This is a genomic window from Brevibacterium casei CIP 102111 (genome assembly GCF_900169275.1).
Lineage (GTDB): Bacteria > Actinomycetota > Actinomycetes > Actinomycetales > Brevibacteriaceae > Brevibacterium > Brevibacterium casei.
The window spans coordinates 522,338-540,643 of the sequence record NZ_FXZC01000001.1 but is presented as its reverse complement, the minus strand read 5'-3'; the positions used below and the strand labels follow the sequence as shown (position 1 = coordinate 540,643).

Genomic DNA, 18,306 nt, shown 5'->3' with positions numbered 1-18,306 from the left:
GGGGCCGGCTGCGGGACGGGAGCGCTGAGCGGCAGGAGCGCTCGTGCTCGTTGCGAGCCGCTGCAACCGCGCGGTGTGGATCCGCACGCGGTGGTTCGATCCGTACCAGGTGGATCGTAACCGAGCGGCTGCCTCAAGACCGCTCCCGGGATGCGAGCACTCCCCAGAACCGCCCCCAAAAAAGGGGGTGACGCAGAGCACGATGAGTGATATTGTCATGACAAATAGTTTGTCCTGACAAATCGACCACACGGCACTGCAGCCGTACGGAGGGAACCGACGTCCATGACTCAGACACCTTCGCCGTCACCGCAGGCTCACCCGCGGAACGAGCAGGCTGACGCGCAGCCGGTTCACCCGCGGACCGGTACGGCTCACCCGCGAATCGAGCAGGCCGACGCGCAGACCGACCGGACTCCCGCTCCGACGACCCCGCGCACCACCCCGTTCGACCTTGTGAGCATCGGGCGCATCGGCGTCGACATCTATCCGCTCCAGGACGGCGTCGGCCTCGAGGACGTCGAGACCTTCGGCAAGTACCTCGGCGGTTCGGCCTCGAACGTCGCCGTCGCCGCTGCCCGCTACGGACTCGACTCCGCGATCGTCACCGCCGTCGGCGACGACCCCTTCGGCCGGTACCTCAGGGACGAGCTCACCCGCCTCGGCGTCGACAACCGCTTCGTCGCCACCGACCCCGAGCACAACACCCCGGTGACGTTCTGCGAGATCTTCCCGCCTGACGACTTCCCCCTCTACTTCTACCGCGACCCCATCGCCCCCGACCTCACGCTCACCGAGGCCGATCTCGATCTCAACGCGATCCGGTCCGCCCGGATCTTCTGGGCCACCGTCACGGGTCTGAGCGTCGAACCCAGCCGCTCGACCCACCATGCAGCCTGGGCGGCCCGCAGCCGCGCCGAGCACACGGTCCTCGACCTCGACTACCGTCCGATGTTCTGGACCGATCCCGCCACGGCCACCGCCGAGGTGTCCCGCGCCCTCGAGCACGTCTCCGTCGCCGTCGGCAACCGGGAGGAGTGCGAGATCGCCGTCGGCGAGACCGACCCCGACCGCGCCGCCGACGCCCTGCTCGAGCGCGGCATCGAACTCGCCATCGTCAAGCAGGGGCCCAAGGGGGTGCTGGCGAAGACCGCGGACGAACGCGTCGAGGTCCCGCCGTATCCCGTCGACGTCGTCAACGGCCTCGGCGCCGGCGACGGCTTCGGCGGCGCGCTGTGCTTCGGACTCCTCGAAGGCTGGGATCTCGAGTACCTGCTGCGCTTCGCCAACGTCGCCGGCGCCATCGTCGCCACCCGCCGGGAGTGCTCGACGGCGATGCCGACGACCGCCGAGGTGACCGCCGTCGTCGGCGCCCCCTCCCCCGCCGAGCCCCTGTCCTCGCCCACCCCCTCACTCGCACCCAAGGACGCCTGATGCCCGACTCCCCGCTCTCCCCCGCGGCGTTCGCCCGCCTCCGCGACGCGCGCTTCGACGACCCGGCAGCGATCTCCGCCGCGTGGTCCGCCCGCGCCCGCCGCCCGATCGGCGGTGCCGATTCGAAGCTCTTCATCGTCGCCGCCGACCACCCCGCCCGCGGAGCGAACGCCGTCGGCGACGACCGGTTGGCCATGGCCGACCGCGAGGACCTCCTCAACCGGCTCGCCACGGCGCTCTCCCGTCCCGGCGTCGACGGCGTCCTCGGCACTCCCGACGTCCTCGACGACCTCGCGTTCCTCGGCTGCCTCGAAGGCAAGCTCGCCGTCGGGTCGATGAACCGCGGCGGCCTCGCCGGCTCGGCTTTCGAGATCGACGACCGCTTCACCTGTCACACCGCCGCCGGCATGGCCCGCGACGGCATCGACCTCGCGAAGACCCTGCTGAGGATCAACCTCGGTGACCCGGCGACCGCCTCGGCGCTCGAAGCCAACGCCCGCGCCGTCAACGACTGTGCAGCCGAGGACATCCCGGTGATGATCGAACCCTTCCTCAACGAATGGGCCGACGACCGGGTCCGCAACATCCTCACCCCCGAAGCCGTCATCACCTCGATCGGAATCGCCCAGGGCCTCGGCACCTCCTCGGCGCACACGTGGCTGAAGATCCCCGTCGTCGACGATATGGACCGGGTGCTCGCGGCGACGACCCTGCCCACCCTCCTCCTCGGCGGCGAGCGCTCGGACGATCCCGAGGCGACGTTCCGCAGCTGGGAGGCCGCGCTCGCGCTGCCCGGGGTCCGCGGCCTCGTCATCGGCCGCTCCATCGTCTACCCCGCCGACGGCGACGTCGGCGCCGCCGTCGACCGGGCGGCCGCACTCGTCCACGGATCGGAGAGGACCTCGGCATGATCAACGACTGGCTCCACCGCCGGGGCACCCTGAGTTCGGGCGCCTGCGAATCCCTCGTCGATGCCTCCCTGCCCGGGTGGGCGCACACCGGCCTGCGGATCCTCGAGCTCGCCGAGGCGACCGTCGATCTCCCCGCCGAGGCGGTCGAACGGGTGCTCGTGCCCCTGTCCGGGCCGACATTCACCGTGAAGTACTCCGCGCCCGAGGGCATCGTCGGGGAGCAGAACCTCGCCGGTCGCCGCTCGGTCTTCCACGGTCCTGCCGACTGCCTCTACCTGCCCAGCGGCACCGCCACGACGGTCAGGGGCTCGGGACGCATCGCCGTGTGCGAAGCCCCGACCGAGGAGACCCGACCCGTCCAGTACCTGCCTGCGGCCGAGGTCCCTGTCGAACTGCGCGGGGCCGGGCGCTCGAGCCGGCAGGTCCACAACTTCGCGACCCCGGCGGGGCTCGACTGCGTGAAGATCATCGCGTGCGAGGTCATCACCCCGGCCGAGAACTGGTCGTCGTATCCGCCGCACAAGCACGACGAGGCGGTCGCGGGGACCGAGACCCGGCTCGAGGAGATCTACTACTTCGAATCCGCGGTCTCCCGCGGTCTGACCGCCCCGGCTGCGGCCGATCCGTTCGCGCTCTTCGCGACGTACTCCTCGGCGGCCGGTGAGATCGAGACCTCGGCGATCGTGCGCACCGGCGACATCGCCCTCGTCCCCTACGGGTACCACGGGCCGGTCGCCGCCGCCCCCGGCTACGACAACTACTACCTCAACGTCATGGCCGGCCCCGACACCGATCGGGCATGGCTCATCACCGATGATCCCGCCCACGGCTGGGTGCGCGAACAATGGGAGGGTGAGGAGTTCGACGCGCGGCTGCCCTACACCGCGGAGGACACGCGCGCGACAACGGAGCACACGCCCGGCGCCGCAGACGACGCACCCCGCACCACCGAGGATGGAGGAGAACGGCGATGACGACGATGACGGTCGCGCAGGCGCTGATGACGTTCCTGACCCGCCAGTACACGGTCGACGGCGACACCCGGGTACGCACGATCGCCGGGACCTTCGGGATCTTCGGCCACGGCAATGTCGCCGGCATCGGTCAGGCGCTGCGTCAGCTCCACCATGACGAGCCCGGGGCGATGCCCTACCACCAGGCGCGGAACGAACAGGCGATGGTCCACCAGTCCGTCGGCTACGCCCGGATGAACCGGAGACTTTCGACGTTCGCCTCGGCGGCCTCGGTCGGTCCGGGAGCGGCGAACATGCTCACCGGGGCGGCCTTGGCGACATCGAACCGGATGCCCGCGCTGCTTCTGCCCTCCGACACGTTCGCCACTCGCGTCGCCGACCCCGTCCTCCAGCAGCTCGAACACCCGCACGACACATCCCTGCAGGTCACCGACGCGTTCCGGCCGCTCTCCCGGTTCTTCGACCGCGTCGACCGCCCCGAGCAGCTGTTCTCGATCGCTCTGGCGGCGATGCGCGTGCTCACCGACCCCGCCGAGACCGGGGCGGTGACGATCGCCCTGCCCGAGGACGTCCAGGCCGAGACCATCGAAGTCCCCGGCGAGTTCCTCACCGAACGCGACTGGCACCTGCGCCGGCCCCTGCCGGAGACCGGTCCGCTCGAGCGGGCGGTCGCGGCGATCCGCGAGTCCCGGACCCCGCTCATCGTCGCCGGCGGCGGCGTCCTCTACTCCCACGCCGAGGACGAGCTGAGGGCCTTCGCCGAGGCGACCGGGATCCCCGTGGCCACGACCCAGGCCGGCGGCGGCGTCCTCGACTGGGACCACCCCCTCAATCTCGGCGGGATCGGAGCGACAGGGTCGACCGCGGCGAACCGGATCGCCGCCGACACCGACCTCGTCATCGGCATCGGCACCCGCTACAGCGACTTCACCACGGCAAGCCGGACCGTGTTCCAGAACCCGGAGGTCCGCTTCGTCAACCTCAACGTCGCCGCCTTCGATGCGTTCAAGCACGGCAGCCGCCTCCCTCTCGTCGCCGACGCGAGAGAGGGGATCCGGGGACTGCACGAGCACCTCGGCGAGTTCCGGGTGAGTGAGGACCTGAGCGCACGGGTCGACCGTGAGCGCACGGACTGGATCGCCGTCGTCGATGAGGCCACGGCCCCCACCGATGCCGCGCTGCCCGGTCAGGCCGAGGTCATCGGGGCGGTCAACACCGCCGCCGGTCCCCGCGACGTCGTCATCCAGGCTGCCGGTTCCCTGCCCGGCGACCTGCAGAAGCTCTGGCGCACAAACGATCCGCTCGGCTACCACGTCGAGTACGCGTTCTCGTGCATGGGCTACGAGATCGCCGGCGGGCTCGGCGTCCGCCGCGCGATCGACGCCGCCGGTGAGGATCGGGAGGCGATCGTCATGGTCGGCGACGGGTCCTACCTCATGCTCCACACGGAACTCGTCACCGCGGTCGCCGAAGGGCTCAAGCTCATCGTCGTCCTCATCCAGAACCACGGCTTCGCCTCGATCGGCCACCTCTCCGAGACCGTGGGCGCACCCCGGTTCGGCACGTGGTATCGGAAGTACGACGCCGAGGCGAGCGACTTCCGCACCGACGAGGTCCTCCCCGTCGATCTCGCCGCCAACGCCCGGTCGTACGGCATCGACGTCGTCGAGATCGACCCGGGACCGGATGCGAGCACGCGGCTGGCCGAGGCGGTCGCCGGAGCCAAGGAGCCGGAGACCTCGACGCTCATCCACATCCATTCCGATCCTCTCGTCTACGCCCCCGACGGCGAAGGCTGGTGGGATGTCCCCGTCGCCGAGGTCTCGACCATGGGCGACACCCAGGCCGCCCGCGACGAGTACGAGATCGCCGTCAAGAAGCAGAGGCCGCTGTTGTGAGCACTGCACTCGACACCAGCCCACAGGCCACCGCACCCGACCGCTCACGAAGGACACCCACCATGACCACCTCGACGGCGGCAACGCAGCCGCTGCGCATCGGCACCGCCCCCGACTCGTGGGGCGTGTGGTTCCCCGACCATCCCGGCCAGGTGCCCTGGCAGCGGTTCCTCGACGAGGTCGCCGAGGCCGGGTACACGTGGATCGAACTCGGACCCTACGGCTACCTTCCCACCGATCCCGCACAGCTTGGCGAGGAGCTCGGCAGCCGCGGCCTCAAACTCTCCGGCGGAACGGTCTTCACCGGCTTCCACAAGTCGGGCGACCAGTTCGCCCGGGCCTGGGAGCAGGTCGAACGCGTTGCGAAGCTCACTGCGGCCCTCGGCGGCGAGCACATCGTCGTCATCCCCGACCTGTGGCGCTCGGACGCCACCAGCGAAGTCCTCGAAGCCCGCACCCTCGACGCGGAGGGCTGGCAGCGTCTCGCCGCCGGCCACGACGCCCTCGGCAAGGCGCTCGAGGAGGAGTACGGCCTCCACCAGCAGTTCCATTCGCACGCCGACTCCCACGTCGGCACCCACTCCGAGGTCGAACGGTTCCTCGAACTCACCGACGAGCGCTTCACCAACCTCTGCCTCGACACCGGCCACTTCTCCTACTACGGCGGGGACAACCTGCGGCTCATCGAGGACCATCCCTCGCGGATCGGCTACCTCCATCTCAAGCAGGTCGATCCGGTGAGGATCTGGGACGTCCTCAAGTCCGATCAGCCCTTCGCCGAGGCGGTCGCCGAGGGAATCATGGTCGAACCGAACCAGGGGATCCCGCCGCTCGATCCGATCATCGAGGCCGTCGCCGCCCTCGACCCGAACACCTTCGCCATCGTCGAGCAGGACATGTTCGGCTGCAGCGTCGACGCCCCCTACCCCATCGCCGAGCGGACGCTGCAGACGATCCTCGCCTCGACCCCGTCCGCCGCCACCGACCACTGAGGACACGATCATGTCGACACCGACAGCCACCTCGGCGAGAGCACAATCGCAAGGAGCGAGCATGAACGCACAGGACTTCCGCATCGGCGTCGTCGGCGCCGGGATGATGGGCGCCGACCACATCCGGCGCATCACCCGCTCGATCAGCGGAGCGAACGTCTCGGCCGTCATCGAACCCGACACGGGCCGGGCCCAGGCGGCGCTCGGCGATGCTCCGGCCGCGCAGGCCTTCACCCAGGTCGAGGACGCTCTCTATGCGGGCGCCGTCGACGGTCTGCTCATCGCCACCCCCGGCTTCCTCCATGAGCCCGTGCTTCTGCCGGCGATCGAGGCCGGCATTCCGACGCTGTGCGAGAAGCCGCTCACCCCCGACCCCGAGTCCTCGATGCGCGTCCTCGAGGCCGAACAGGCAGGCGGGCGCAGGCTCATCCAGGTCGGGTTCATGCGCCGCTTCGACCCCGAATACCGGCAGCTGCGCGGTCTCGTCGAATCGGGTGAGACCGGGGATCTGCTCATGCTCCGGTGCGCCCACCGCAACGCGGTCGTCCCCGACTCCTACCAGCAGGAATCGCTCATCACCGACTCTGTCGTCCACGAGTTCGACATCGTCCCGTGGCTCGCCGGGTCCCCGATCAGATCCGTCGAGGTCAAGTTCGCCCGCCGCAATCCGCTCACGCCTCAGCGCCTGCGTGAACCGATCCTCGTGCTCATGGAACTCGAGAACGGGGTCCTCGTCGACCTCGAGATGAACGTCAGCGTCCAGTTCGGCTACCAGGTGTCCACCGAGGCGGTGTTCTCCTCCGGCATCGCCCGCATCGGCGAGCCCACCGGACTCCAGACCTGGCACGCGGGCCGCTTCTCGATGGGCGAGCACGCCGACTTCACCACCCGGTTCGCCACCGCCTACGATGCACAGGTCCAAGCCTGGGTCGACGCCTCCCGGGCGGGCACGACGACCGGTCCGTCAGCGTGGGACGGATACCGGGTCGCCGTCGCCTGCCAGGAGGGAGTCGCCTCGCTGGGCGGCGGCGGTCAGCGCACGATCGACGTTCCGCCGACCCCGGCGTTCTACGCGTGAGGAGCAGACGTTGAAGATCGCCTACGACCCGACCCCGCTCCACCACACGCACAGGCTGCTCGACTTCGCCGCAGCCACCGCCGACCTCGGGTTCGAGCACATGCAGCTCACCCCGCATCCGGACTTCGCGACGCACTTCCGGTACCCGAAGATGGACCGCGACCTCATCAAGCGCTTCGCCCGCAGCGTCGACGCCGCCGGCATCACCGTACCGGCGCTCCTGCCCGTGCAACGGATCGCGTGGCCCGATGAGGCGAAACGGCAGGCTGCGGTGAAGAACTTCGACCGCGTCATCGACATCGCCGTCGACCTCGGCGTGGGCACGATCAACACCGAGTTCAGCGGCCGCCCCGAATCCTTTGAGGACTCCGAGGAATCGTTCTACCGGTCGATGGACGAGCTGCTGCCCCGCGTCGAACGCGAGGGCCTCAGGCTCAACTTCGACCCCCACCCCGACGACTTCGTCGAGGACGGCCACGAGGCGTGGCGGGTGCTGCGCGGGCTCGATTCGGACGCCATCGGCTTCGTCTACGTCGCCCCGCACACCTTCCACTACGGCGACTGCCTTGACACGCTCGTCCCCGAACTCGGCGACCGCCTCCGCGCGGTCTACATCTCCGACGCCTACGACCACCGGGCCTCACACGGGCTGCGGTACATCGCGAACCCGCCGACCACCTCGGCGCGAGTGCACCAGCACCTCAAGGTGGGCGACGGGGACGTCGACTTCGACGCCCTCTTCGCGACCCTGGGGACGGCAGGGTTCCTCGACCGGGAGGATGCGCTCATCGTCTCGAACGTCTTCGGGGAGAACGAGAACAACGACTCCGTCAGCCGGTATCAGAAGCAGGCGATCGACGACCTCGTCGCCGGACATCGAGGTGACGCCGACTGACCACAACCGACAGGGTCGCCTGACACGTCGGCCACCGATCCGAACGAGCACAGGCTCACCCATCGCCTGAGGCTGGCGGACATCGCCCTACCCGACGTGCGCCCGCGCACATCCGAACCGCACCATTCACCGAGTCATTCAGCACCATTCACCGAGTCATTCAAAGGAGAGTGAACGCCATGAGCGGTCAACAGAAGTCACTCGTGGACCTGCCCCCTGACACCAAAGGTCCACACACCTCCCGGTTGGGGATCATCGCCGTCGTCGCCACCTTCGGCGGTCTGCTCTTCGGCTACGACACCGGCGTCGTCAACGGAGCCCTCGAGCCGCTCACCCAGGACTTCGGGCTCACCCCTCGCACCGAGGGGATCGTCGTCAGCTTCCTCACGATCGGGGCCGCTTTCGGCGCCGTCATCGGCGGGCGGCTCTCCGATGCCTTCGGCAGGCGGTCGAACATCCTCCTGCTCGCGACGTTCTTCATCGTCGGCACGCTTGCGTGCGCGCTCGCACCGAACTGGCAGTTCCTCGCCGGTGCCCGGTTCTTCCTCGGTCTCGCCGTCGGCGCTGCGTCGACGACAGTACCGGTCTACCTCGCCGAGCTCGCCCCGTTCGAACGGCGAGGCTCGCTGGTGACCCGCAACGAGGTGATGATCGTCGTCGGTCAGTTCGCGGCCTTCGTCATCAACGCGATCATCTTCAACATCTGGGGAGAGCACGAGGGCGTGTGGCGGTACATGCTCGCCGTCGCCGTGCTGCCGGCGATCGCTCTGCTCATCGGCATGCTCTTCCTCCCCGAGAGCCCGCGCTGGCTGATCTCGAAGCACCGTGACGACCAGGCGTTCGAGGTGCTCAAACAGGTCCGATCGACCGAACGCGCCGAGGCGGAGATGAAGGAGGTCGAGCTCCTCGCCGAGGAGGAGGAGAAGTCGAAGACGGGCGGACTGTCCGACCTCGCCTCGAAGTGGGTGCTGCGCCTCGTCATCATCGGCGTCGGCCTCGGCATCGCCCAGCAGCTCACCGGCATCAACTCGGTGATGTACTACGGCACTCAGCTGCTCACCGACGCCGGTTTCTCCGCCGACGCCGCAATCATCGCGAACACCTTCAACGGACTCTTCTCCGTCCTCGGCGTCACCGTCGGCATCATGCTCATCAACAAGCTGCCGCGGCGGGTCATGCTGCTCGGCGGGTTCACACTCACGAGCACGTTCCACCTCCTCATCGGCCTCTCCGCGGTGTTCCTCCCGGACGGGCAGTTCAAGGCGTACGCGATCCTCGTCTTCGTCGTCCTCTTCGTCTTCTCGATGCAGGGCACGCTCGGACCCCTCGTATGGCTCATGCTCGCCGAGATCTTCCCGCTGAAGATCCGCTCGTTCGCCATGGGCATCTGCGTCTTCGCCCTGTGGATGGCCAATGCCGCCGTGGCCCAGTTCTTCCCCAGCGTCGTCGCCGGCATGGGGATCGCGAACACCTTCTTCATGTTCGCCGGCCTCGGAGTCCTCGCCCTCATCTTCATCTACTTCATGGTCCCCGAAACCAGGAACAAGACCCTCGAGGACCTCGAGGAGGAGTTCCGCACGAAGTACGGTCGCTGAGGGTCCCGAGTATCCTCGATGACACATCCCAGCCCACCGAGCATCCAAGGAGTGACCATGGCCATCATGGTGGCAGTCCCCGACAACGCCTCAGCCGACGCAGCCGTCACGGCCGCGATCGGCGAAGCCCGGCATTTCGACACGAATCTCGTCGTCGTCCCGCTGGGCATCCAGTCCGATTTCGACACGACCGTGCTCGACGCCTCCGAAGTGCCGTACGAGCTCGTCGGCCGGCAGGGGCGCGGTGATCGCGATCCCGCCGAGGCCGTCCTCGACGAACTCGAGGAACGCGACGACATCGCGCGCCTCGTCATCGGCATGAAGCGCCGATCCCGGGTCGGCAAGGCCCTCATGGGCTCGGTGAGCCAGCGGCTGCTCCTCGACTCGCCGGTGCCGGTGCTCGCGGTCAAGGCCTGATCACTCGGCGTTCGGCCAGTGATGCGCCGGCCTCATCAGCGTCGGAGTCCGTGGCGAAGTCCTCGGGGCGGACGACGCGGACATGACGAAGGCCCCTCACCGGAATCTCTCCTGATGAGGGGCCTTTCGTAGTGCGCCACGAGGGATTCGAACCCCCAACCTTCTGATCCGTAGTCAGATGCTCTATCCGTTGAGCTAGTGGCGCATCGTCACCGGGCTCCCGCCCTGCAACTCGATCAACTATACACACGATGCCGATCCGACCTCAAATCTCCGACCAGTGCCCTTCGCCACAGTTTCTGGCGACTTCCGCCGCAGCACTCAGCGCTGACCGCAGGAATCCGCTCCGCCGGACGGCTGCCAAAGGGGACGCACGGGACGGTCGACCGCCTCGGCGAGGGAATCGATGATCCAGTTTTCAAGCAGATCATCGATCTGAAACTTCACGTCATACTTCTGCAAAAACACGGCACGTGATTGCCGAGAATAAGTCACAAGTGCCCTGGTTGTGTTCCAATGCACATCTTCGAGCGGCGATATTCGGTGATCTTCACCATTGCGCCCACCCTACCGTGGAGATGTACCGCCCTCCGACATCCGTCGCGAAACCCCCGATACACCAGGAGACCACTCATGACAGTCCTCGACCATGACGTCGTCGCTGACCAGCTGAAGAACGCCCCCACGAAGAACGAGAAGGTGCTTTCGTTCGTCAGCCGGATCGCCACCCTCACCACCCCCGACGAGATCGTGTGGATCGACGGCTCCGAGGGTCAGCGGGACCTCATCACGCAGCAGCTCGTCGATGCCGGGACGCTCGTGCGCCTCACCGGCACGAAGGACTCCTACTACGCCGCCTCGGATCCCGAGGACGTCGCCCGCGTCGAGGACCGCACCTACATCTGCTCGGTCGATGAGAAGGACGCCGGCGCGCTCAACAACTGGGTCGCCCCCGCGGAGATGAAGGAGACCCTCAACGGTCTCTTCGACGGCTCGATGCGCGGACGCACGATGTACGTCATCCCCTTCGTCATGGGCCTCGCCGAGGCGGATCAGCCGATGTTCGGCATCGAGGTCACCGACTCGCCCTACGTCGTGCTCTCGATGCTCATCATGGCTCGCTCGGGCAAGTACGCCCTCGACGCGATCGATGCGCAGGACGCGGACTTCGTCGAGTGCGTCCACTCGGTGGGCGCCCCGCTCGCTGAGGGCGAGGCCGATGTCGCCTGGCCGAACAACTCGACGAAGTACATCACCCACTTCCCCGAGGAGCGCTCGATCTGGTCGTTCGGCTCCGGCTACGGCGGCAACGCGCTGCTCGGCAAGAAGTGCTACGCACTGCGCATCGCCTCGGCGATCGCCCACGACGAGGGCTGGCTGGCCGAGCACATGCTCATCCTCAAGCTGACGAACCCGGAGGGCGAGGTCAAGTACATCGCCGCCGCGTTCCCCTCGGCCTGCGGCAAGACCAACCTCGCCATGATCGAGCCGACGATCCCCGGCTGGAAGGCCGAGACCCTCGGTGACGACATCGCGTGGATGCGCTTCGGCGAGGACGGCCAGCTCTACGCCGTCAACCCCGAGTTCGGTCTCTTCGGCGTCGCGCCGGGTACCGGCTACTCGACCAACCCGACCGCGATGCACGCGATCGAGGCCGGCGGCAACATCTTCACGAACGTCGCGCTCACCGACGACGGCGACGTGTGGTGGGAGGGCAAGACCGACGAGAAGCCCGCGCACCTCACCGACTGGCGGGGCAACGACTGGACTCCGGAGTCGGAGACCCCGGCCGCGCACCCGAACTCGCGCTTCTGCACCCCGATCGCCAACGTCCCGACGCTCGCCTCTGAATGGCAGAACCCCAACGGTGTGCCGATCTCGGCGATCCTCTTCGGCGGTCGCCGCAAGACGACGATGCCGCTGGTCACCGAGACCCGCGACTGGAACCACGGTGTGTTCATGGGCTCGGTGCTCTCCTCGGAGACCACTGCGGCAGCCACCGGCGCCGTCGGCGTTGTCCGTCGTGACCCGATGGCGATGCGTCCGTTCATCGGTTACAACGTCGGCGACTACCTCCAGCACTGGCTCAACATCGGCCAGACCGAGGGTGCGAAGCTGCCGAAGATCTTCTACGTCAACTGGTTCCGTCGCGATGACGACAACTCGTTCCTGTGGCCCGGCTTCTCCGAGAACTCGCGTGTCCTCAAGTGGGTCTTCGAGCGCGTCGCCGGCACCGCCGACGCTGTCGAGTCCCCGCTCGGCTTCACCCCGGCCGAAGGCGCACTCGACACCGAGGGCCTCGACTTCACCGCCGAGCAGCTGCGCAAGGCGCTCGCGATCAAGCCCGAGGAGTGGGAGACCGAGCTCGCCTCGATCGAAGAGTGGTACGCCGAGCTCGGCGATTCGGTTCCGGCCGAACTCCGCGCCGAGGTCGACAGCCTCCGCGAGCGCCTCAGCCTCGCCTGAAGTGCTGAGCTGCGTGAGTCGCTGAGCTCCGCGGCCGCCGGGAGCGGCGTGAACCGCTGAGCCTCACGGTGCCGCACTGACACCGACGATCCCCCGATCACCGCCGAGGTGGTCGGGGGATCGTCGTGTTCGACGTCGGTCGGGGGTGCCGGGCGGCCTCCCGCTGACCCTCCCCGGAGCGACAATTCATCCCGGTGCAAGGGGAGGAATCAGCGCTCCAGCGAGGGGGTGGCGCGCTCGAGGTTGTTGGTTCAGCTGCGGGTGCGAAGCGTCGCTTGGGGTGTGAATAGATGCCGGTGGTGGGATGAGGACGGCGCGGCGGCGCGGCGGCGCGGCGGCGCGGCACGGCGACACTGCACCATGCGTGCACCACTCCACGGAGCTGCAAATCCTACGCTTGAAAACGTAGGACATGGCGCTGCGGCGAAGGGGTGGCGCGCTCGAGGTTGTTCGTGCGACTGCCGGTGCGAAGCAGCGCCACGGGTGCGACGCCGCGCAACGGGTGCGGAGTGACGCTAAGGGTGCGGCGTGCGACTGCGGGTACGGGGCGTTCGAGCTGTGTCTCGGGAGGAGCTCAGGCCGAGCGCCCGCATGTCAGCGCCGACACGGCGACCCGGCGAAGTCCGCGGCGGGAGCGCTCAGGCGCCGTGGAGGACGGGGACGATGAGGTAGACCCCGAAGAGGACAAGCGCACCGCAGAGTGCGAAGACGGCCCAGTATCCGGCCTTGAGCAGCGGGTTGCCGTGGCCCTCGGCGACCTGATCGATGTGGACCGCGCGCATGCGCACCGCGGTCGAGAACAGTCCGATGACGACGAGCGACGAGAACCACGTCGCAATCGCCACGATGGCGAACGAGCTCCACTCGATCATTTGGCGCCTCCCTTGTCAGCATCGGAGTCTTGCCTCGATGCGTCGGCAGCCGACGTGCCTGTCGCCCGGACGTCCGTTGCGGAGCCAGCGCTCCTCGCCGTGCCGGCGACAGCCCCCTTCGAGACGGCATCGGTCGTCACAGCGCCGTTCACAGCGCCGTTCCCGTTGGCCGCCGCAGTGCGACGCGCCTGGGACTTCCGGCTCTTCTTCTCCGCATCCTTCTTCGTCTGCGCCTCGGTGCGGGCCTCACGACGCGCCTCGGCGCGCTTGCGGTTGCGATCCTGGCGCAGCTTGCGCTTGCGGCCGCGGATGTTGACGGCCTCGCCGACGGTGTCGAAGTTCGAGATCTCGGCAGTCTTGTCCTGGCGGGAGCTCAGGTAGATCCAGAGGACGGCGACGACGGCGACGGCGGTGTCGATAAGAACGCCGAACAGCCCCAGGTGGGCGACACCGGCCGCGGCCGCACCGACGATGCCCGCGGCCGGGATCGTCAGCAGCCAGCCCGAGGCGATGCGTCCGGCCGTCGACCACCGGACGTCGGCACCCTTGCGGCCGAGACCCGACCCGAGCACCGAACCGGAGGCGACCTGCGTCGTCGACAGGGCGAAGCCGAGGTGCGAGGAGGCGAGGATCGCCGCAGCGGTCGAGGTCTCGGCGGAGAGTCCCTGGGCGGGCTTGACGGTGGTGAGCTTCGTGCCGAGCGTGTCGATGATCCGCCATCCGCCGACGTAGGTGCCGAAGGCGATCGCGAAGGCACACGTGGCGATGACCCAGAACTGCGGGCCGGTGCCCTGCGCCTGGAGGTTCGCGGAGATGAGGACGAGGGTGATCACGCCCATCGTCTTCTGCGCATCGTTCGTGCCGTGGGCGAGCGCGACGAGCGAGGAGCTGAAGATCTGCCCGTACTTGAACGGCGCCCGGTGCGCGGTCTGTCCGTCGCCGTTGCGGCGGGTGATGTAGTACGCGAGACGCGTGCACAGGTAGGCGCTGATGCCGGCGATGAGCGGAGCGGCGATCGCCGGGATGACGACCTTGGAGAGGAAGACCCCGAAGTCGACCGAGTTCAGGCCCGCACCGACGATGGCCGCACCGATGAGGCCGCCGAAGAGCGCGTGCGAGGACGACGACGGCAGACCGAACCGCCACGTCGCCATGTTCCAGATGATCGCGCCGATGAGGCCGGCGAGGATGAAGTCCGGAGTGATCTGGACCCCGCCCTCGCCTTCGCGGATGATGCCCCCGGAGATCGTCTTCGCCACCTCGGTGGAGAGGAAGGCGCCGACGAGGTTGAGGATCGCGGCGAGGGTGACGGCGGCCTTCGGCTTGATCGCGCCCGTGGCGATCGGCGTGGCCATCGCGTTGGCCGTATCGTGAAAGCCGTTGGTGAAGTCGAAGAAGAGTGCCAGTGCGACGACGAGCACGACGACGAAGATGATTTCCACTCAGCGACCTTGGATGTAGACACAGCGGGGGACCGGGGATTGAACGCACTGCCAGGCAGCGGCCTCAAACACGTGTGAGTCTACAACGTGAGACGCCGAAGCTTCACACAGCCTTCAGACTGCAGTCACCCCATTCATCTTCCGTTCATCTCCGAACTGGGTCAATACCTGCAGCCGCAGGGACGATGTATCAGCTCTCACATCCCGCCGAGGCGGCCGCCGGGTCCCAGCGTCCGATTCAGTGCACGTATCCGTCGGCGACGGCCAGCGCCCGATCGAGGGCCTCGAGGCCGCGGCGGACATCGGCGTCGGGGGTGTTGAGCGGGGGCACGATGTGGATGCGGTTGAAGTTCGCGAACGGGAGCACACCACCCGCCTTGAGGGCGGCGATGACCGCGTTCATCTCCTCAGACGATCCGCCGTAGGCGGCGAGCGGCTCCTTCGTCTCCCGGTTCCGGACAAGCTCGACGGCCCAGAAGCAGCCCATCCCCCGGACGTCGCCGACGGAAGGGTGGCGCTCGGCGAGCTCGCGCAGGGCGGGACCGATCACCTCGGCGCCGAGGCGGTCGGCGTTCTCGACCATCCCCTCCTCACGCATCGCCCCGATCGTCGCCACCGCCGCCGCGCACGCGAGCGGGTGCCCGGAGTACGTCAGCCCGCCGGGGTAGGCACGGTCGCGGAAGGTCTCGTAGATCGCCTCCGAGATCGCGACCCCGCCGAGCGGGACGTAGCCGGAGTTCACGCCCTTGGCGAAGGTGAGGAGGTCGGGGGTGACGTCCCAACGATCGACGGCGAACCAGCGTCCCGTCCGGCCGAACCCGGCCATGACCTCGTCGGTGATGTAGACGATGCCGTAGCGCCGGGTCAGCTCCCGGACGCCCGCGAGGTAGCCGGCGGGCGGACCGTAGATGCCGGCGGTGCCGGGCACGGTCTCGAGGACGAGGGCAGCGATGTTCGCCGGGCCTTCGAGGACGATGAGGTCCTCGAGGTGGCGCAGCGCGCGCTCGGTCTCCTCCGCCTCGGTGGTCGAGCCGAAGTAGGAACGGTACTGGTAGGCGGGCATGAAGTGGACGACGCCCTCAGCCGAGTAGTCGTTGGGGAAGCGGCGCGGATCCCCGGTGACGTTGACGGCGAGCTGGGTGCCGCCGTGGTAGCTGCGGTAGGCGGAGAGGACCTTTGTCCGGCCCGTGTGCAGGCGCGCCATGCGGATCGCGTGCTCGTTCGCGTCCGCTCCCCCGTTGGTGAAGAACACGTGGTCGAGATCGCCGGGGGCGAGCTCGGCGATGAGGCGTGCGGCTTCCGAGCGGGCGTCATTGACGTGCTGGGGTGCGATCGTGCACAGCCGCCCGGCCTGCTCCTGGATGGCGGCGACGACGACGGGGTGCTGGTGGCCGATGTTCGTGTTCACCAGCTGCGAGGAGAAGTCGAGGAGCTTCCGACCCTCGCCGTCCCAGACATACGAGCCCTCGGCCGCGACGACGGTCATCGGGTCGAACGGCCCCTGCGCCTGCCACGAATGGAAGACGTGGGCTCGGTCGAGGTCGTGGGCGCGCCGTCCGGCCGCAAGCTGCTCGGCGGTGATTCGGTCGTCGGCGCGCCCGAGCCCGTCGGCGTCGGGGCGGTCCAGTGACGCCTCAGAAGTCGCGGGGTCCGTTGTGCGGGCAGCTGTGCCGATGGTCGTTGTCATCATTGTCCTTCGCCGAGGCGGTCCGGTCGTGACCGGACCGCCGATCGTTCGTGAGGTGGTCAGTAATTCGTGGACTGGTCAGTCGTGGGTCGGGAAGCCGAGGTTGAGGCCGCCGTGGCTGGGGTCGAGCCAGCGGGAGGTGACGACCTTGCCGCGGGTGAAGAAGTGCACGCCCTCCTCGCCGTACGCGTGGGTGTCGCCGAAGAGCGAGTTCTTCCACCCGCCGAACGAGTACCAGCCGACGGGGACGGGGATGGGCACGTTGACCCCGACCATGCCGACCTCGACCTCGCGTTCGAAGCGACGGGCGGCACCGCCGTCATTGGTGAAGATCGCAGTGCCGTTGCCGTACGGGTTGGCGTTGATGAGTTCGAGGCCCTCGTCGTAGCCGGGCACTCGGACGACAGAGAGGACTGGCCCGAAGATCTCGTCGGTGTAGATCGACATGTCCGGGCTGACGTGGTCGAAGAGCGTCGGATTGAGGAAGAACCCGTCAGCGGGGACATCGTCACGGCCGTCGAGGACGACGGTGGCCCCCGCCTCGGCGCCGGCATCGATATAGCCTGCGACCTTGTCACGGTGGGCGGCGGTGATGAGCGGCCCCATATCGGGTTCGGTTGCGCCGTCGCCGACGCGCAGGGTGCGGGTGCGTTCGGCGATCTTCGCCACGAGCTCATCGGCGATCTGCTCGACGGCGACGACGACGGAGATCGCCATGCACCGCTCCCCCGCGGCACCGTAGCCGGCGTTGACGGCGGCGTCCGCGGCGAGGTCGAGATCGGAGTCGGGGAGGACGAGCATGTGGTTCTTCGCCCCGCCGAGGGCCTGGACCCGCTTGCCGGTAGCGGTCCCGGTCTCGTAGACGTACTTCGCGATCGGGGTGGAGCCGACGAAGGACACCGAGGCGACGTCAGGGCTGGTGAGGATCGTGTCGACTGATTCCTTGTCGCCGTGGACGACGTTGAAGACACCGTCGGGCAGTCCGGCCTCCTGCCAGAGGGCGGCGAGCCAGTTCGCCGCGTTCGGGTCCTTCTCACTGGGCTTGAGGACGACGGTGTTGCCGGCGGCGATCGCGGCAGGGAAGAACCACATCGGGACCATCGCGGGGAAGTTGAAGGGCGAGATGATCGCTGAGACGCCGAGCGGCTGGCGCAGCGAGTGGACGTCGACGGTCGTCGAGACGTTCTCGGAGAAGCCGCCCTTGAGCAGGCCGGCGATGCCGCACGCGAACTCGACGACCTCCTGACCGCGGGCGATCTCGCCGAGAGCGTCGGAGAGGACCTTTCCGTGTTCGGCGGTGATGATCTCGGCGAGCTCCTGCTTGCGGGCGTTGAGCAGTTCGCGGAAGGCGAAGAGGATCGCCGTGCGCTTGGCCAGGGACGTGTCGCGCCAGCCGGGGAACGCCTCGGCGGCGGCCCGGATCGCGGCTTCCGTGGTGGCGGCATCGGCGAGCGCGACCTCCCCCGTGACCTCTCCGGTGGCGGGGTTCGTCACCTCGCCGAGGCGGGTGTCGGGTCCGGCGGGAACGGTCCGTCCGTTGATCCAGTGGGAGATGGCGGCCATGGGGTTTCCTTCTGCGTCGGTGACAGGGATGGTCTGCTCCCATCGTCGTCGCCCACCTGGCCGCGCGACAGTGTCAGAGTGT

15 protein-coding genes and 1 tRNA gene are annotated in these 18,306 nt (G+C 68.3%); 10 read left to right on the top strand and 6 right to left on the bottom strand.

What is annotated here, in order from left to right:
• Positions 1-285: 285 nt before the first annotated feature.
• The 9 genes from iolC (at position 286) to BC102111_RS02275 (ending at position 10,194) form a co-directional block, all read left to right on the top strand.
• Complete coding sequence (gene iolC / locus BC102111_RS02315; protein WP_095376363.1) at positions 286-1,434, top strand: 5-dehydro-2-deoxygluconokinase; 1,149 nt, start codon at positions 286-288, stop codon at positions 1,432-1,434.
• The gene (locus BC102111_RS02310) at positions 1,434-2,345 is read left to right on the top strand and encodes a Cgl0159 family (beta/alpha)8-fold protein (protein ID WP_095376364.1); all 912 of its coding nucleotides are present in this window, start codon (positions 1,434-1,436) and stop codon (positions 2,343-2,345) included. The genes iolC and BC102111_RS02310 overlap by 1 nt, the downstream gene beginning before the upstream one ends.
• Positions 2,342-3,319 (top strand): 5-deoxy-glucuronate isomerase, encoded by a 978-nt coding sequence (gene iolB, locus BC102111_RS02305; RefSeq protein WP_232252513.1) that lies wholly within the window; start codon positions 2,342-2,344, stop codon positions 3,317-3,319. The genes BC102111_RS02310 and iolB overlap by 4 nt, the downstream gene beginning before the upstream one ends.
• Positions 3,316-5,217 (top strand): 3D-(3,5/4)-trihydroxycyclohexane-1,2-dione acylhydrolase (decyclizing), encoded by a 1,902-nt coding sequence (gene iolD / locus BC102111_RS02300; RefSeq protein ID WP_101623477.1) that lies wholly within the window; start codon positions 3,316-3,318, stop codon positions 5,215-5,217. The genes iolB and iolD overlap by 4 nt, the downstream gene beginning before the upstream one ends.
• 62 nt (positions 5,218-5,279) lie before the next feature.
• Positions 5,280-6,209 carry a sugar phosphate isomerase/epimerase family protein gene (locus BC102111_RS02295; protein ID WP_009381064.1) on the top strand — a complete coding sequence of 310 codons (930 nt, stop codon included), beginning with the start codon at positions 5,280-5,282 and terminating at the stop codon, positions 6,207-6,209.
• 61 nt (positions 6,210-6,270) lie between these two features.
• Positions 6,271-7,287, top strand: a complete 1,017-nt coding sequence (locus BC102111_RS02290) for a Gfo/Idh/MocA family protein (protein ID WP_095376366.1) — start codon at positions 6,271-6,273, stop codon at positions 7,285-7,287.
• A gap of 10 nt (positions 7,288-7,297) precedes the next feature.
• Positions 7,298-8,182, top strand: coding sequence for a sugar phosphate isomerase/epimerase family protein (locus BC102111_RS02285; protein ID WP_095376367.1), 885 nt, complete (start codon positions 7,298-7,300; stop codon positions 8,180-8,182).
• 179 nt (positions 8,183-8,361) lie between these two features.
• Positions 8,362-9,777 carry a sugar porter family MFS transporter gene (locus BC102111_RS02280; RefSeq protein WP_009381069.1) on the top strand — a complete coding sequence of 472 codons (1,416 nt, stop codon included), beginning with the start codon at positions 8,362-8,364 and terminating at the stop codon, positions 9,775-9,777.
• 57 nt (positions 9,778-9,834) lie between these two features.
• Positions 9,835-10,194, top strand: a complete 360-nt coding sequence (locus BC102111_RS02275) for a universal stress protein (RefSeq protein ID WP_095376368.1) — start codon at positions 9,835-9,837, stop codon at positions 10,192-10,194.
• Positions 10,195-10,326: 132 nt separating this feature from the next.
• On the opposite strand, the gene BC102111_RS02270 is transcribed toward BC102111_RS02275, so the two are convergent.
• Positions 10,327-10,399: transfer RNA gene (locus tag BC102111_RS02270), tRNA-Arg, on the bottom strand.
• Between the two features lie 116 nt (positions 10,400-10,515).
• Positions 10,516-10,662, bottom strand: coding sequence for a hypothetical protein (locus BC102111_RS17690; RefSeq protein ID WP_180960558.1), 147 nt, complete (start codon positions 10,660-10,662; stop codon positions 10,516-10,518).
• Positions 10,663-10,827: 165 nt separating this feature from the next.
• Between BC102111_RS17690 and BC102111_RS02265 the strand changes: the two genes are divergently transcribed.
• Positions 10,828-12,660 carry a phosphoenolpyruvate carboxykinase (GTP) gene (locus BC102111_RS02265; RefSeq protein WP_095376369.1) on the top strand — a complete coding sequence of 611 codons (1,833 nt, stop codon included), beginning with the start codon at positions 10,828-10,830 and terminating at the stop codon, positions 12,658-12,660.
• A gap of 638 nt (positions 12,661-13,298) precedes the next feature.
• Here the strand turns inward: BC102111_RS02265 and BC102111_RS02260 are convergent.
• From BC102111_RS02260 to BC102111_RS02245, 4 genes are all read right to left on the bottom strand, one after another.
• A complete protein-coding gene (locus tag BC102111_RS02260) occupies positions 13,299-13,532 on the bottom strand; it encodes a hypothetical protein (protein ID WP_009381072.1) in 234 nt (77 codons plus the stop codon).
• Positions 13,529-14,974: an inorganic phosphate transporter gene (locus BC102111_RS02255; protein ID WP_095376370.1), complete on the bottom strand. Its 1,446-nt coding sequence runs from the start codon at positions 14,972-14,974 to the stop codon at positions 13,529-13,531. Before BC102111_RS02255 ends, BC102111_RS02260 begins: the two co-directional genes overlap by 4 nt.
• A gap of 238 nt (positions 14,975-15,212) precedes the next feature.
• Positions 15,213-16,661 (bottom strand): aspartate aminotransferase family protein, encoded by a 1,449-nt coding sequence (locus BC102111_RS02250; RefSeq protein ID WP_197907821.1) that lies wholly within the window; start codon positions 16,659-16,661, stop codon positions 15,213-15,215.
• A 78-nt stretch (positions 16,662-16,739) separates the two neighbouring features.
• Positions 16,740-18,224, bottom strand: coding sequence for a CoA-acylating methylmalonate-semialdehyde dehydrogenase (locus BC102111_RS02245; RefSeq protein WP_095376371.1), 1,485 nt, complete (start codon positions 18,222-18,224; stop codon positions 16,740-16,742).
• Positions 18,225-18,306 lie beyond the last annotated feature (82 nt).